The 16,395-nt window shown below is 58.7% G+C and carries 12 protein-coding genes; 7 read left to right on the top strand and 5 right to left on the bottom strand.

All coding sequences use genetic code 11. The features are described 5' to 3' along the window. Entirely contained in the window at nt 1-2,316 is a 2,316-nt protein-coding gene (locus DNI29_RS02595) for a T9SS type A sorting domain-containing protein (protein WP_110976503.1), read from the bottom strand. A 54-nt stretch (nt 2,317-2,370) separates the two neighbouring features. Between DNI29_RS02595 and DNI29_RS02590 the strand changes: the two genes are divergently transcribed. Then, nucleotides 2,371-3,681, top strand: coding sequence for a UDP-N-acetylmuramoyl-tripeptide--D-alanyl-D-alanine ligase (locus tag DNI29_RS02590; RefSeq protein WP_110976502.1), 1,311 nt, complete (start codon nt 2,371-2,373; stop codon nt 3,679-3,681). A 258-nt stretch (nt 3,682-3,939) separates the two neighbouring features. Here DNI29_RS02590 and rfbC read toward each other — a convergent pair whose 3' ends face one another. Next, on the bottom strand, nt 3,940-4,482 hold the full coding sequence (gene rfbC, locus DNI29_RS02585; protein ID WP_110976501.1) for a dTDP-4-dehydrorhamnose 3,5-epimerase: 543 nt from the start codon (nt 4,480-4,482) through the stop codon (nt 3,940-3,942). A 49-nt stretch (nt 4,483-4,531) separates the two neighbouring features. After that, the gene (locus DNI29_RS02580) at nt 4,532-5,662 is read right to left on the bottom strand and encodes a glycosyltransferase family 4 protein (RefSeq protein ID WP_110976500.1); all 1,131 of its coding nucleotides are present in this window, start codon (nt 5,660-5,662) and stop codon (nt 4,532-4,534) included. 149 nt (nt 5,663-5,811) lie between these two features. On the opposite strand from DNI29_RS02580, the gene DNI29_RS02575 reads away from it, so the two are divergent. The 3 genes from DNI29_RS02575 (at nt 5,812) to DNI29_RS25225 (ending at nt 10,154) form a co-directional block, all read left to right on the top strand. After that, nucleotides 5,812-6,600: a c-type cytochrome gene (locus tag DNI29_RS02575; protein ID WP_110976499.1), complete on the top strand. Its 789-nt coding sequence runs from the start codon at nt 5,812-5,814 to the stop codon at nt 6,598-6,600. Between the two features lie 49 nt (nt 6,601-6,649). Then, nucleotides 6,650-7,987 (top strand): GTPase HflX, encoded by a 1,338-nt coding sequence (hflX, locus tag DNI29_RS02570; RefSeq protein ID WP_110976498.1) that lies wholly within the window; start codon nt 6,650-6,652, stop codon nt 7,985-7,987. A gap of 445 nt (nt 7,988-8,432) precedes the next feature. Beyond that, a complete protein-coding gene (locus tag DNI29_RS25225) occupies nt 8,433-10,154 on the top strand; it encodes a GEVED domain-containing protein (RefSeq protein WP_110976497.1) in 1,722 nt (573 codons plus the stop codon). 206 nt (nt 10,155-10,360) lie between these two features. On the opposite strand, the gene DNI29_RS02560 is transcribed toward DNI29_RS25225, so the two are convergent. Beyond that, the gene (locus DNI29_RS02560) at nt 10,361-12,472 is read right to left on the bottom strand and encodes a T9SS type A sorting domain-containing protein (RefSeq protein WP_110976496.1); all 2,112 of its coding nucleotides are present in this window, start codon (nt 12,470-12,472) and stop codon (nt 10,361-10,363) included. Between the two features lie 299 nt (nt 12,473-12,771). Here DNI29_RS02560 and DNI29_RS02555 point away from each other — a divergent pair, with 299 nt between their 5' ends. Continuing rightward, nucleotides 12,772-13,263, top strand: a complete 492-nt coding sequence (locus tag DNI29_RS02555) for a SixA phosphatase family protein (protein WP_110976495.1) — start codon at nt 12,772-12,774, stop codon at nt 13,261-13,263. Nucleotides 13,264-13,363: 100 nt separating this feature from the next. After that, the gene (gene ppk1, locus DNI29_RS02550) at nt 13,364-15,448 is read left to right on the top strand and encodes a polyphosphate kinase 1 (RefSeq protein ID WP_110976494.1); all 2,085 of its coding nucleotides are present in this window, start codon (nt 13,364-13,366) and stop codon (nt 15,446-15,448) included. Nucleotides 15,449-15,718: 270 nt separating this feature from the next. On the opposite strand, the gene DNI29_RS24820 is transcribed toward ppk1, so the two are convergent. After that, a complete protein-coding gene (locus DNI29_RS24820; protein ID WP_238387983.1) occupies nt 15,719-15,907 on the bottom strand; it encodes a hypothetical protein in 189 nt (62 codons plus the stop codon). Between the two features lie 4 nt (nt 15,908-15,911). Here DNI29_RS24820 and DNI29_RS02545 point away from each other — a divergent pair, with 4 nt between their 5' ends. Next, on the top strand, nt 15,912-16,247 hold the full coding sequence (locus DNI29_RS02545) for an ASCH/PUA domain-containing protein (RefSeq protein WP_110976493.1): 336 nt from the start codon (nt 15,912-15,914) through the stop codon (nt 16,245-16,247). Nucleotides 16,248-16,395 lie beyond the last annotated feature (148 nt).

Raw genomic sequence — 16,395 nt, 5'->3', positions numbered from 1 at the left:
CTACTGACCAGCTGTTACTTCCAGGCGGCGCACGGCGGTTTCACCAGTCAGAGCCTGGCAGCGTACCAGATAGATGCCAGCGGCTAAGCCCGCCAGATTCAGCTGGTGACGGCGGGCGGCAGGGGTAGCAACCCGCACTACCCGGCCCGCTAGATCCAGCACCGTGACGCGCACTGGCTCAGCGGCTTCCACGGTGGCGGTAGCCACGGCTGGGTTTGGGTACACTTGCAGGGGTAGGGAAGCGCGAGTAGGCTGCTGGGAGGTAATCAGGCGGTTACGGGTCACGAAGCTGGAAATGCCACCGCCCTCCAGACCCAAGAACAGTTCGGGGGCACCATCGCCATTTACATCGGCGGCGGCGGGGGCGTAGTGAAACAACGCGGCCAAGCCTTGCCGGCCGGGCTGAAACTGTCCGGTCAGGGAGTTGAAAAATAAATCGGTGCGGCCGGTAAAGGCGCCGGTTTGCGCCCGGTAGTTCGAGAAAAAGCGAATCTGCCCACTGGCATCGGCTGTCAGCAAGTCAGGACGACCGTCTCCATCGAAATCAGCCACGGCGGGGTGCAGATTGCCGGGCCGGGTGCCGGTAGCAGTTCGTAGCTGCCCGAAATCGGCATCCTGCAGCACAAATGTTTGGCTAAGTGCGGCGGCCCCTACGTTGCGGTAGTAGCGCAAGGCACTCAGCGGCACGTCGCCGGAGTTAGTGCCCAGCAGCAGGTCCAGGCGCCCGTCGCCGTCCACGTCCGTAAAGCACGGCGCGTTGCCAGGGGTAGCAGGCAGGTTAGCGAAAGTAGCCGTAGCGGCCGTATTGAATACTGCCGCCTTTCCGGGTCCGGCCGTGTTAAGCACGTAGTAAAGCGCGGAGGTAGTGGGCTGCGTACCGGTAGCACCCGGCGTGGTGGCTGAGTAGGCCAGATCAAGGGCCCTATCCTGGTTTAAGTCGGCCAGCACGGGCTTGATGAAGGTGTGCTTGCGGCTGACCAGGCCCAGATAATCGTTGGTTACGAGCTCAAACACCGGCTGCGTGGCCGTGCCGGTGTTGCGGTAAAAACTAAGGGAGGCACGGTAATACCCACGGGCGTTGTTGCGGCTCACGCTACCCACCAGCATATCTACCAGCCCGTCGCCATCCACATCCCCGAAGGTAGGGGCCGCATCCTCGCTCAAGTCCACTATATCACGCTGCAGAAAATCGGTTTGCTCGCGCACCAGGGTAGGCGCAGCCCCGGTGCCCGCGTTACGGTACAGCCATACCGACTGCCGGGTTTCCACGGTATCCACGTTGTCGTAGAGGTTAGGCGCTACCAGCACGTCGGGGCGACCATCGAAGGTAACATCGGCCAGATAGGCGGCCGGAAAGTTGGGCACGCGCGCAGCCTGGGTGCCCGCCGGGAAGCCGGCGCTCAGGCCTGAACGCGGCATTAGGGCCGTTTGGGGCGTGCCATCATTGCGCAGACTCACGAGTTCAGGGCAGTTGTCGCGCCCGGTCAGCACATCCTGGTCACCGTCGCCATCCAGGTCAATCAGGCTGATGTTGAAGCCGCCGGTGTGCTGAGGGCGCAGCGGCGCAGCCTGGCACTGGTCTTTATTGAAAACGAAGCCGGTGCAGGGACCCAGGCAAACTGAGAAACCGCCCCACTGCTCGGAGCCTAGGCGGAAATCCAGCCCCCCGCAGGCAGTAGTGCTGGTATTGAGAAAGTAATTAACGCCCGGTGCCGAAGAAGCAAAGTCGAAAGTGACGATGTCCAGCCGGCCGTCGCCATTCACGTCCCGGATATCGGGCATATTGTAGCCCCCGGCTGTGATGTTGATGTTGCCGCCCTGAGGGCTGGGGTCGAAGTAGTTCAGCTGCTCGGTTACCAGCTGAAACCCCGGCCGCCCTTGGGCATCCGGCACGTGCCGATACACCCGCACGTTGCCACCGTTGCCGTAGGTAAACAAATCAGGCCGGTTGTCGCAGTCGTAGTCGCGCAGCAGCACCCAGCTCTGGAGGCCAGCCGGAAACAGCGTTTCGTACTCGGGAGCGTACTGCCAGGCCCGGCCCGTGGGAGTAGCCACGCTCAGAAATGTGAATACCCGCCCTACGGCCCGATCAAACACAAACAGGTCGGGCTCCTGGTCGGCATTGAGGTCGATGTTGGAAAACTGGGGCGAGTTCAGACCGCCCACCCAGGGGTTGCGCAGCGTATAGGTGCCGTGCACTACTTTTGCCACGTCGCGGTACTCAAAGCCAAAGGGCGCACTGCTCTGGGCCCAAGCCGGTGAAATGCAGCCGCTGAGCACAGCGGCCAGGAAACTGGCGGTAAAATACTGACGCATGCGTACGGGCGTTATGGTCCGGGTTACGAACACACTTCTACTGCTCTAAGTTACATGCAAAACCGCACGCCCGACCTCGCGGCACTCTATGACCGGTACCGGGCCGCTTCGGCCGTCAGCACCGACTCGCGGCAGCCACAGAACGGCACCCTGTTTTTTGCTCTCAACGGTCCCTCCTTCCAGGGGCGCGACTTCGCTCCCCAGGCCTTGGCCAAAGGCGCGGCTCATGCCGTGGTCGATGATGAAGCTTTGGCGGCTCAGGATCCGGAGCGCTACACCTTCGCCCCTGACCCGCTGGTAGCCCTGCAGGAGCTAGCCCACTACCACCGCCGCCAGCTGATTATTCCGGTGCTGGCTATTACAGGTTCTAACGGTAAGACCACTACCAAGGAACTGGTACACACTGTACTGAGCCAGCGCTACAAGGTACAGTACACCCGTGGTAACCTCAACAACCACATTGGGGTGCCGCTTACGCTGCTCAGTATTCAGCCCGGCGAGCACGAAATGGCTATTGTGGAAATGGGCGCCAACCACCAGGGCGAAATTGAGCTGCTGTGCCGCTTAGCAGAGCCTACCCATGGCCTGATCACCAACATTGGCAAGGCCCACCTCGAAGGGTTTGGTGGCATTGAAGGCATCGTGAAGGGTAAGGGCGAGATGTTCCGGTTCCTGGAGCAAGCCGGCGGCACGGCCTTCGTGAACACCTTGGATGCCCGCCTGCCTGAGCTGGCCCGTTCTATTGCTGAGCGCGTTACCTACCCCGGTCCCACCGACAGCTACCCTGCCGAGCTCATCAGCGCGGCCCCGCAGGTAGTGCTGCGCTTGTACGAGGGCACCACCGTGGAAGCCCAGATAACGGGCGGCTACAATTTCCCGAACCTGGCGGCGGCGGCGGCAGTAGGTGCTTATTTCAAGGTAGAACCCGCTGCTATTGCGGAGGCTTTGGCTAGCTACGCGCCCACTAACAACCGCTCCCAGCTGGTGCGTACTGCTTATAATGAGTTGGTGCTGGATGCTTACAACGCCAACCCCAGCAGTATGGCTGCTGCCCTCAACAGCTTCGCAGCTCGCCCCGGTAACCCCGCCGATAAAGTGGTGATTCTGGGCGACATGTTTGAGCTAGGTCCGGAAAGCGAAGCCGAGCACCGGCTGGTTGGGCAACTGCTCAGCGGCCTGCCCTTCGGTACCGTTGTTCTGGTAGGACAGGATATGCGCCACGCCGCCCTCGACCCTAGCTTCCGGCATTTCGCCACCAAAGCCGAAGCCGCTGCCTGGCTGCAGGACTACCCCCTGCGCAACCGCCAACTCCTAATTAAGGGCTCCCGCGGCATGGGCCTGGAAACCCTGGTAGAGCTAGTTTAAGCTTAAGAAGTGAGATGGTGAGTTTGACGCTCTGACGGAGCCGGCTGTACACAGTCTTAAAACTGCAGTACATCAGTAGCCTCCTACCCCTCTTCGCAGCACAAAGCCCTAGCGGGGCGACACCACTGTTAAACAATTAGTGTCGCCCCGCTAGGGCTTTGTGTGTTTCATTCCTAGCCTTCTATCGATATGCTGACCCAAAGGGCTATCAGACAAACCGAGCTGCTGGCGCCGCTAAAATATCCCCCCCTGCTTGACCTAGAAGGGGCTTTCGAACTCTGCGAGGGTAGGCAGCACCTGGTCTTTAGCGGATACGGTGGCATTTTCTACCCCCCATTGAATGGCCAAGGCCGGGTCGTTCCAGAGCAGGCCGCCTTCAGATTGTGGGGCGTAGTAGTTGGTGCACTTGTAGAGGAAAAGGGTATTGTCTTCCAGGGCCGTGAAGCCGTGGGCAAACCCCGGGGGCACGTACAGCATGTTGTAGCGCTCCGAGTCTAGCTCTACCATAATGTGTTGGCCGTAAGTAGGTGAATCCTTGCGGATATCTACTATCACATCTAGGGCGCAGCCCTGGGCTACGCGTACCAGCTTGGCCTGGGTGAAAGGTGGCTTCTGGAAGTGCAGACCACGCACTACCCCCCGGTCGGAGCGCGACTGGTTATCCTGCACCCACTCACCGATAATGCCGGCTTCGGTCATTTTCTGAGCGCTGAACGACTCAAAGAAAGCCCCGCGAGCGTCGCCGAAAACCCGAGGCAGTATTTCCACCACCCCTTGAATATCAAAGTACTTGAACTCCATGTAATATCGATTAGTGATAAAGCAGTCTGCCGCCGCAAATTAGATATAATTACGAGCGGTTTGTGCTATTACCGGTTACTTCCTGCACAATATTCAGATACTTGTCCAGCACGATGCGCTCATCGAACTTCTGTTCCGCCAAACGTCGGCCGGCTCGGCCCATCAGTTCCAGCTCAGTAGCTGGCAGCTGTAGCACGCGCAGCATCTTGTCGGCCAAGTCGCTGGCGTTGCGCACCTCGCAGAGCAGCCCATTCTGGCCGTCCACTACGGTTTCGCGGCAGCCTGGCACATCGGTGGTTACAATAGGCTTGCCCATGGCGGCAGCTTCGAGCAGGGTTTTGGGGGTACCCTCGCGGTAGGAAGGCAGCACCACGCAGTCGGCCAGGCGGATGTGGGCGGCTACGTCGTCAGAGGTACCCAGGTACTCCACGTTGCCGGCCTGTAGCCACTGCTCAAACACGGCCCGCTTTACGCCTACCCCTCCGCTTTCATCAATACCGCCGAGCAATTGTATGCGGGTGCCGGGCGCGGCTTCGCGCACCAACCGGGCGGCCTCAAAGTATTCTTCTACGCCTTTCTCATACAGCACGCGGGCAATCATGAGGAAGGTAAAGGGCTCGTGGCGCTCGAACACGGAGGCGGGCCGGAAGCGGTGGGTATCAATGCCAGAGCCGGGCAACACATCGGTTACGCGCTTATCTACCAGCCCGTGCTGCAGAAACAGCTGGCGGTCATCGTCGTTCTGAAAAAATACCCGCTTCGGGAATTTGAACGCGAAGCGGTAGAGGCCCAGCGCCACCCGGCTCACGAAGTTCTTGACGATAAATACCGTACCCAGGCCCGATACGTTATTCACGCTCGGGATGCCCGCCAGCTTGGCGGCAATGGTGCCGTAAATGTTGGGCTTGATGGTGTAATGCAGCACCACATCGGGCCGCTCGCGGCGGTAGATGCGGTAGAAACGACGCGTGAGCTGAGCGTCTTTTACGGGGTTGGTGCCTTTGTTCTCCATCAGGATGGGCACGTAGCGGCAGCCCAACTCAGTTTCCAGGCGCGCCGAGTAATCATCAGGGGGGGCAATGGCCAGCACCTCGTGGCCGGCGGCCTGCAGGGCTTTCACCAGACTGCGCCGGAAGTTCCAGATGTTCCAGCTGGTATTAATAACAATGGCAACGCGCATTCTAGGGAGGTGAGGAGCCGATAAGAGTGAGCAAAGGTACGAGGGCTACGCGGCCGGGTTCTACTGCCTTGTATAAATCCTACGCGCCTACCCCTTACTGGCGGCCCAACCCCTCTTGCCTGCCTGGCAGCACCTATCTTTGTCCGTCTATGGCTGCTTTTCCTTTTTTACTGCGCCTGCACCTGGTGGTGGTACTGGCGTTTTTGCTATTCTATGCCTTGAAAGCGGGGCTGCTGCTCTCCGGCCGCCTCGAGACCCTACGTACCCTGCGGGCCCGTACTCGCGTCGTAGATTCGGTGCTGGGCCTGCTGATTCTGGTTTCCGGTGGGGCACTGCTGGCGACGCTGCCGGGCAGTGCGCCGGGGTGGCTCTGGGTGAAGCTGGGCCTGGTGATAGTACTCCTACCCCTGGCTATTGCTGCCATGCGGCGCCAATTTAAGCCAGGTGTAGTTCTCACATTTATCGGCTTTCTCTACGTGTATGGAGTATCAGAAACTGGTTCGCTAGCCTTGCGGAAGCCTGCTGTACCGGGCCAGGTAACCACTAGCACCGGCTACGCCAACGCGCCCGGCTTGGCCGAGGCCACGCCCACCCCGGAAGCGGCTACCCCCGTTGATACGACCCTGGCTACCACGGGGCTATCTGCAACCGATTCGGCTACCCTGGCCGCAGCTGCCGAAGTGCCACCCGCCGATGCCGGAGCTAACCAGGCACTAATTGCGGGCAAAACACTGTTTACCCAACGCTGCGCCGTGTGCCACGGCCACGATGGTAAGCTGGGCCTCAACGGCGCCCACGACCTCAGCAAAAGCAACCTGAACACCACGGGCCGCGTGTACATGGTAACCAACGGCCTGGGCAAGATGCCCGGCTTCAAAGACCAACTCACCGAAGAGCAGATTCAGCAGGTAGCGGCTTACTCCCTTACCCTGAAGTAAGCCTGCCCGTACTTACCTGCCGCTTACCCGGCCCCTTACCTTTCCCACTATGGCCAAAGAATCTAAACGCCGCCAGAATAGCACCCGCCACCCCGGCTCCTTCGATACCGTGAAAGGCCGGGCCGGCCGCATTCTGGCAAAGGGCAACAAAGACGCTACTTACGAAACCACCTCCGAAGAGGAAACCGCTGTACTGGTAGCTGTGCCCGACAAGCGCCAGGCCGATGCCCGCACCCAGGAATACCTCGATGAGTTGGCTTTCCTGGCTGAAACGGCCGGCGCTACCGTTACCAAACGCTTTGTGCAGCGCCTCGAAAAGCCTGATATCCGCACGTTTGTGGGTGAGGGTAAGCTTGAGGAAATCAAGGCTTACGTGCAGCACACCAATGCCAGCATGGTCATTTTCGACGATGACCTCTCGCCTTCCCAGCTGCGTAACCTGGAGGCCGAACTGAAGGTCAAAATCGTGGACCGCTCTCTGCTCATCATTGATATTTTCGCGCAACGAGCCAAAACAGCCACGGCCCGCGCCCAGGTGGAGCTGGCCCAGTACCAGTACCTGTTGCCACGCCTCACCGGCCTCTGGACTCACTTGGACAAGCAGCGCGGTGGCGGCGTAGCCCAGCGTGGTCCGGGTGAAACGGAAATTGAAACTGACCGCCGCGTAGTACGCGACCGGATAGCCTTCCTGAAAGACCGCCTCAAGGAGCTTGATAAGCAAAGCCATACCCAACGCAAAACCCGCACCGGCGTTGTGCGGGTGGCTTTGGTAGGCTACACCAACGTAGGCAAAAGCACCATCATGAACCTGCTGAGCCGGGCCGAGGTGTTTGCTGAAAACAAGCTGTTTGCCACCGTCGACTCTACCGTGCGCAAAGTAGTGCTCGATACGCTACCCTTCCTGCTGTCTGACACGGTAGGGTTTATCCGGAAGCTGCCTACCCGCCTGATTGAGAGCTTCAAGAGCACCCTGGACGAAATCCGGGAGGCCGACCTACTGGTGCACGTAGTGGATATTTCGCACCCCACGTTTGAAGAGCAGATTGCGGTAGTCAACGAGACTCTCAAGGACATTGAAGCCGCCGACAAGCCCATGCTGCTGGTGTTCAATAAGATTGACCAGTACACCCAGGAGCCAACCGTAGAGCACCACGGTGGCTTCGAGGAGATGAATACCGATGAGGAAGGCCCGGCCCCGCGCCCCACGCTGGAGCAGTTGAAGGCAACCTACATGGCCAAACTCCACGACCCGGTTATCTTTATTTCGGCGCAGGAGCGCGAAAATATCGACGAGTTGCGGGCCCTGCTTGTGCGCAACGTATCGGCACTGTATCAGGAGCGCTACCCCTCCGTGCAGCCCATACAGCCCGAAGATTCAGAATTCTAACGGCTGCTACTCCTCCGCAAACGCCCGACTTACCTCGTAAGTCGGGCGTTTTTTTGTGCCCTTTCCGCGGGTAAGCTTCACATCTTTTACCGCTTGGCCCAGGTGCATTCTGGAGCGAGTAAGCAGGCGACAGGTAGCGTTGCCGTTTCATTTTGAAAACAGCTTGACACCCTGTGCCGTCCGGTTAAGCTATGCTCACAGAATAGCTGTCATAGTAAACGAAATCAATGACTTCCCTGGTGGGCCAGGATTTATCTGTATTGGATAATCCAATTCAAAATGGGAGAAGCTTAGAAGCTCACCCTAAATGATATTTACAAATTATTGATCTTATGATTAAAATATTTTCAATAATTTGGCACCCTTGCTTCTCTTTTCCACAACCCAACACCGCGTTTTACGTTTTCCGTCCTGTCCTCTTTTTTCCACAACCAAAACACGTTCTATGAAAAAAACTATTTACGCAATGGCCCTGGCCTGCCTTGGGCTGGGAGCCACGCTTACTGCTGATGCTCAGACAGTACGTCAGTGCGCCACCATGGAAAACCTGGCCGCCCAGGTTGCCGCCGATCCGGCCTTGGCCCAGCGCATTTCGGCTATTGAAGGCCAAACCCAGCAGTTTGTCAGCAAATCGGCTGCCAAGCGCACCACCGCTGTTATTACCATTCCGGTGGTAGTGCACGTGCTGTACAACACCTCGGCCCAGAACATTTCTGACGCCCAGATTCAGTCGCAGATTGCGGTACTGAACGAGGACTTCAGCAAAACCAACGCCGACGTGAGCAAAACGCCAGCGGCCTTTGCTGGCCTGGCAGCTAACCCCAACATTCAGTTTGTGCTGGCCAAGCGCACCCCCACGGGCGCTGCTACCACCGGTATCGAGCGGAAATCAACGAACAAAACGAGCTGGGGCACGAACGATGCGATGAAGAAGGCCAGCACCGGTGGCCTCGACGCCTGGGATGCCAGCAAGTACCTGAACCTGTGGGTGTGCAATCTTTCCGGCGGCATTTTGGGCTACGCGCAGTTTCCGGGTGGCGCGGCCAGCACCGATGGGGTTGTAATCCTGACCTCGGCGTTTGGGCGCGGCGGCTCTGCTTCGGCCCCGTTTAACCTGGGCCGCACGGCAACCCACGAGGTAGGCCACTGGCTGAACCTGCGCCACATCTGGGGCGACGCCAGCTGCGGCAACGACTTGGTAGCGGATACGCCCACTCAGCAAACGAGCAATTACAGCTGCCCCTCCTTCCCGAAAGTAACCTGCTCCAACGGCCCGAACGGCGACATGTTCATGAACTACATGGACTACGTGGACGACGCCTGCATGTACATGTTCTCCAACGGCCAGTCGGCGCGCATGAACGCACTGTTTGCCGCAGGTGGGGCCCGCGCTTCGCTGACAACCTCTGACGGAGGTACGGCTCCGGGCGGCACTACCCCCACGCCTACCCCTACCCCCACTACACCTACTTATTGCGCTTCTAAAGGCAATAACACATCGTATGAATGGATTGATCTGGTGCAGCTGGGTTCCATCAGCCGGACCTCGGGTGCCAACGCAGGCTACTACGATGGTACCGCTTCGGCTACCACGGTAACGGCTGGCTCCTCGCAAACCATCAGCTACTCGGCTGGCTACGCATCGTCGGCTTACACGGAGTACTGGAAAGTGTACATCGATTATAACCAAGATGGTGACTTCACGGATTCGGGCGAGTTGGTAGCCAGCCGCAGCTCTTCCTCGGCCAGCACACTCACCAGCACGTTCACGGTGCCTGCCACGGCCAAAACCGGCGCTACCCGCCTGCGCATCGTTATGAGCGACGCCTCGGCCACAATGAGCTGCAACAGCTACAGCTACGGCGAAACCGAAGATTACACCCTTACCATCACAGGCGGCGCGGCGCGTCAGTCGGGCCAAACGGCGGAGGCGGCCGGTTACCGCGTCTTCCCGAACCCAGCTACCGATGTGCTTAACATTGAAGTTCCTGCTGCCACAAACGCCGCTACCGTATCGGTAAAGGTGTATGACCTGCGGGGCGCCGAAATGAAGCAGATTACCTTCGATGGCAACCTGCTCAACATCGGCCACTTGGCTAAAGGCGTGTACACCCTGCGCATCACCGATGGGCAACAGGTGTCGCACCAGCGCTTCGTGAAACAATAAGCAACCCTACCCCCTCAAACCTACGCAAAGGCCTGCCCGAATGGGCAGGCTTTTTTCGTGCTGGCCTTCCTCAACAATGGGCAGCATAATTAGTAAGACCCTGATCTGCAGCCTAAGCGCAGCCCATCCATTTCGTACAGCCGCCAACGGCAAAGCCGCCCCTGCAACCAGGAGCGGCTTTGCACCTTATGGAAGGGGTAGGGAAGTTATTTTTGGAAGCGCTGCACTAGCAGGTCCGTGGTGCTTTGCACTTGCAGCACGTACCAACGGGCCGCCGGCAACTGAGCCGCCGCTACCTGCAATAAGGTGGTAGGCGTATCTAGCTGGCGCTGCTGCTGCCACACTACCCGGCCGGTAGCGTCTAGGATGCGCAAAGACACGGGGCCGGACAGCGGAGTACGCAGGCGGATGTTCAGCTCTGAGGTAACAGGGTTAGGGTACACTACCCCGCTCAGCGGAGCGGTATTGAGCACGGGCACTACGGGGCTGTATGCACTCTCACCGTTTATATCTACTTGGTGGAGGCGGTAGTACGCCGTACCTGCGGCCGGCTCGTCATCGGTGAAGCTGTAGCGGCGCGTGGCGGTGCTGTTGCCCGCAGCCGCTACCCGCCCAATGGGCTCGAAGGAGCGGGCGTTGAGGCTGCGTTCTACGGTGAAATAGGCGCTGTTGCGCTCCAGTGCCGTTTCCCAGCTCACAGCTACCGCTTGCCCGCGAAGGGCAGCCCCAAAGCGAACCAACTCCACCGGCAGGGGTTGCAGCACTACCGGAGGGGTAGTGGCGCAGGCCGTGGTGGGGTCGTAGGTAATCTGGATGGCGTTGCCGCGGGCCAGCAGACCTACGGCGTATGAGTTTACCAGCCGTCCGTCGCCTTGGTTAGCGGTCCACTTGTGGCTGGTGGCAACGGTGTTAGTACCGATGGGGTTGATGAGCGGGGCCGTGAAGTTGGGCGCCAGCAAAGAGTCGTTCCAGAAAATATAGTCCTGGGCACCCTGGTTGCCGGGGCGCACATCCTGCACCGAAATACCGGTGGTAGGAGCTTGCTCACAGTCCCAGATGGGAAAGTTCACGGGCCCTACCCCACTGGAAAACGTCACGCTCAGGTTAGTTTGGCTCATGGCCGCGCCACTGTCAGTTTTGCCGTCCCACACAAAAGCGTTGTCGCCGATGGCGGTGTTATTTTCCAGCACCCGGTCCTTGGTCCGGTCGTATTGCCCGTTCTGGTCGCCATCAATAAACACTACCCCAAAGCCGGCCTGATCAACCTTCAGGGTGAAGGTGGTGATGCCGTTGGCGCAGCTGGTGGTTACCGTAGGGTTGGTGGGCCGCGGAGAGGTAGGGTATATGGCAGGGTCGGGGTTGTTGACGAACAGCTTGTACTCGGCGTAGCCTAAGTTGGTCGTCTGGCTTTTGCGCTTGGCCTTGAAGTTGCCGGCGGCCGTGGTGCCCGCGCTGTTAGCCACCAGAATTACCCCAAACGGCTGGATGCCGGCGTAGCTGACGCGCTTTACAAAGAAGCTGTTGTTGCCAAAGTTTGGGTTCGGGATGAGAGGGTAAAGGGCAAAAGACGAAGACAGGGAGTTGTTGCCACCAGCGGCCGTAAACGACCAGTGCTGGGAGTACAAGCGGCCCGGTTTCTCCCCGGCCGCGTCGCGCACCGTGAAATCCCAGATATCATACCACGACTTGCGCTGGGCTATTCCTGCATCGCTGCCGTTGGCATCTACTTCCATAAACTCCACCCAGTAGTCGCGCTCCGGAGCGGTGGCGGCCGGAGTGTACACCAGGGGGTTGTAGCCGGCAGTGGGGCCGCTGGCCCCGGCCTCGTAGCGCGGACCGGCCGCCGCTTCCTCGGGCGTATTGATAAGTCCGGCCTGGTTAGGCGCCAGGTTTATTCCCCCCTGCGAACTGGCCCCTTGGGCATTGAGGAAGTACGTCCCTCCTGTCTGGATGACGTTGTTGTTATCAAGGTATTTCACCTCCAGCCGCAGCCGGCCATTATCAACATCATTGGAGCGAATGCGCCGCACCCCAAAATACAGGGTTTCGCCGGGCTTCATGCGCACGTACATGCGCTCGGTGGCAGGGCTGCCCTTCTTCAGAAACTGTGCGGAGTTGTCCTGGCTACCTCTGTCATTGTGTTGCAGGTACCCGATGTAGTTGTTAACACCTGTGGCCGTGCCGCGCGTGCCGGTACCGGGCGTCAGGTTTTTGGAGCCCTCGGCTCTCGACGCCGCCAAGCCCGCGAGACCCAAGCTCACCGTTAGGCCCACTATCCGTAAACTCTGCCGCAGGAAATCAGTAAACTTTAACGTCATAAAGAAAAGGAGTACAGAAAGCTGGAAGGAACTGACTTTTCCCGTTTTGATGCAATCAGCCCAAAATGGTACACAAGTTTAGAAACTCCACTTTTCATAACCTACTGATTTCTACACCTAAGGCTTTTCTTTCCTGTTGAGCTACCATACTCCAAACTCCGCTCCCCTGTCATTTGGGGCGCTGGTGCCAGTGGAGGGTTGATGTGCCCGGAAGGGGTAGTAACTGAGTAGTTGGTGCTTCCCAAAACCTTTTCGAAACGCCACAGTAAAGAGGCCTGCCACCCGTTTTTCTCTCCCTTATGAAGACGCTGTACCTGATGCGCCACGCCAAATCGAGCTGGAGCTTCGACGACCTAACTGATAAGGAGCGCCCGCTCAACGACCGGGGCCGCGACGATGCCCCTGCCATGGGCCAGGCCTTGGCCAAACGCCAGATTCAACTGGATTTACTGGTGTCCTCGCCGGCTGTGCGCGCCCTGAGTACGGCGGCCTTGGTAGCGCGCGAACTGGATTACCCCACAGAGAAGCTGCAAGTGGAGGACGCCATTTATGAGGCTACTGTGCCGGACCTGCTGGGGGTAGTGCGGCAGCTACCCGATGCCGCCGACGCAGTGCTACTGGTGGGCCACAACCCTACCATCACTGATTTTGCCAACGTCCTCTCCCCCTCCGACATTCCGGATATGCCCACGGCTGCCATTGTGTGCCTGAAGTTCAACTGTGCGCGGTGGGCCGAAATTGACCGCGCCAACGCCGAGTATTACTTCTACGACCATCCGAAAAATAACTAAGGCCTTATAGAGCTTGTTGGCTTGACGTCCAACGACAACCTAAGCAGGCTGTCTGAACATCAAGCCAGAACCCAGGCTCCTAAGACCCTACCCCCTACCCATGTCCGAAACCACACAGGCGCAGCCCCGGCTGCAGAACCGGGAACTGAGTTGGCTGGCCTTCAACTGTCGGGTGCTGCAAGAAGCCCAGAACCCCGAGGTGCCCTTGCTGGAGCGCATTAAGTTTCTAGCCATCTTCAGCAGCAACCTCGATGAGTACTTTAAGGTGCGCGTGGCTACCCTGCGGCGGCTGGTAAAGCTCAAGAAAAAAACCCGCGCCAAACTGGGCGAAGACCCCGTAGTTCAGCTCCGGGACCTGCTTCGGGAGGTAGGGCGCCAGCAGCAGGAGTTTGGCGACACCTTTCGCAACGACATTCTGCCGGCCCTGCGCGCCGAGCACATTCACCTAATTTCGGAGTACGACCTTACGGCTGAGCAGCGGGAGTGGGTGCAAACCTACTTCCGGGAGCATGTGCAGGATTTGCTTTCGCCCATTATTCTCGACGACAACCTGCACCACCTGTTCCTGCGCGACCAAAGCGTGTACCTCACGTTCCTGCTGACCCAGCCCGAAAACCGCAAAAAGCAGGACGAGGAACGGGTAGTGGTGATGGAGCTACCCACCAAGCGCCACGGTAGCCGCTTTGTGGAGCTACCGGCCCAGGGCGAGGAGAAGTACGTGATGTTTCTGGACGACGTAATCCGCTGCTGCGCCCAGGAGCTGTTCCCGAAATATCAAAAGGTGCAGGTGCACGCTATTAAGCTCTCCCGCGACGCCGAGTTGGATATTCAGGAAGAAGTATCGGGCAACATGCTGGCCAAAATCAAGAGCAGCCTGCAGAAGCGCGAAACCGGCTACCCCGCCCGCCTGCTCTACGACCCCGCCATGCCCCAGGAAGTGCTGCGGGCCGTGATGCAGAAAACCGGCATTGGCAAAGAGGAATTGGTGGAAGGCAGCCGCTACCACAACTTCCGCGACTTCTTTGGGTTCCCCGATTTTGGGTTGGCCCAGCTGCAGTACGAGCCCATGCCCGCCCTGCCCCACCCTACCCTACCCCGCACGGGCAAGATGCTGCCCGCCATTGCCGAGCGCGACCATCTGCTGCACCTGCCCTACCAGTCCTTCGACTACGTAACCCGCCTGCTGGGCGAGGCGGCCGACGATCCGCAGGTAAGCAGCATCGGGATTACGCTGTATCGGGTGGCCAGCAAGAGTGCCGTAGCCAAAAAGCTGCTGAAAGCCGCCAAAAACGGCAAGCAGGTTACGGTGGTAGTCGAGCTGAAGGCCCGCTTCGATGAGGAAAGCAACATGTTCTGGGCGGAGAAGCTGCAGAAGGCTGGCGCCAACGTGATTTATGGCATTCCGGAGCTGAAGGTGCACAGCAAGCTGCTGCTCATTACCCGCTCCGAAGACAACCAGAACCGCCTCTACGCCTACCTCAGCACTGGTAACTTCAACGAAAAAACCAGCGAGATTTACGCCGACTACGGCTTGTTCACGAGCAACCCCGAAATCACGCGGGAAGTAGTGGAAGTGTTCCGCTACTTCCACGATCGCCACGACAAGGCTGGGCTTTTCCAGCACCTGCTGGTGGCGCCATTTGAGTTACGCGAGAAGCTGGTGGCCCTCATTGACCGGGAAATAGACCTGGCCCGCGACGGTCAGGACGCCTACATCATCCTGAAGCTGAATGCCCTGCAGGATGAGCGCATGATTCTGAAGCTCTACGAGGCCAGCCAGGCCGGCGTGCGGGTAGAGCTGCTGATTCGGGGTATTTCGTGCCTGATTCCGGAGCTACCGGGCCAGAGCGAGAACATCCGGCAGCGTGGTATGGTCGATAGATTTCTGGAGCACGCCCGTGTGTATGTGTTCGGCAACGGCGGCGAAGAAAAGGTGTACGTAGCCTCCGCCGACTGGATGGCCCGCAACCTCGACCGGCGCGTGGAGGTGGCCTTCCCCATTCTGCAACCCGACTTGCGCGCGGAGGTGCGCCACCTATTGGACTTACAGCGCCAGGACAACGTAAAGGCCCGCGACTTCCACAACCGTTTCATCGGCGCGGAGGATACGGCCGCCGCTCGCATCCGCTCCCAGTTCGATACTTATCAGTACCTACGGGAGTTGAGCAAGAAGAAGCGTAAGTAGCGTAATACTAACCCGCCGATAAAACTCAAAAGCCTCTGCCTTTCCGGCAGAGGCTTTTGAGTTTTTGACCTGAACCCAGATAAGCTGAACAGCAACGCCAGTTATTGGGAGTGGGAAGGCTTTAGCAGACGGAAGGGGGTAGGAGCAACCAGCACATGTTATGCAGAGCTGTAGCATCTCGCCTGCTGCTGTTGCAAGCTGGGCTACACCAGATACTTCAGTATGCTTGCCCTTCCATTCCTACCCTGCTCTCCGGTTACAACCTTCTTCTTATAATTGCCGACACAGCTTCCTAGCATTACCGTCATCATCAGGTAACACGTATCCGGCAACTTTGCAGCCAAGTGAAGGCAGCCTAAACATCACGCCTACATTACCTGTTTTGTAATCTTCACAAACATTTTTCGGGTAATACGGCATGATTTTCTCTGCCCCATCCACTTCACCTTCTGACTTCATACTCATGACTTATACATCTTCGGGCACGTTGGCGCCTACCCGTGGCGCCACGGCCAACCGCCACGAACTAAAGGTATGGCCCGCCTGCTTTGCCGCCGTAGTAGCCGGTACCAAACCCTTCGACGTGCGCTTCAACGACCGAAATTTTGAGGTAGGCGACGCCCTGCTGCTGCGCGAATACGAACCCGAAAGCGAGCAATACAGTGGCCGCACTACTGAGCGGTGGGTAAGCTACCTGCTGCAGGGCGGCTCCTTTGGTATTGAGGCCGGCTGGTGCGTGCTGGGCCTTTCCGAACACCCACCTCTGCCCGCTGGTATCAGCAACACCAAGCTATGGTAGCGCCTTGCTTGGTGCTGGTATTGCCCTTCTAAGCCCCTGCCCCTGGTAGGGGCTTTTTGTTGCCTCACTTCATCATCAATCAAAAACCGGTCGTCATTGATATGCAGTCGGTGCAAGACGCGCAAAGGATACTTAGGCACTAAACACA

The sequence above is a fragment of the Hymenobacter sediminis genome (assembly GCF_003231285.1).
In the GTDB taxonomy this organism is placed as follows: Bacteria; Bacteroidota; Bacteroidia; order Cytophagales; family Hymenobacteraceae; genus Hymenobacter; species Hymenobacter sediminis.
This window is presented reverse-complemented; position numbering and strand designations above follow the sequence as displayed.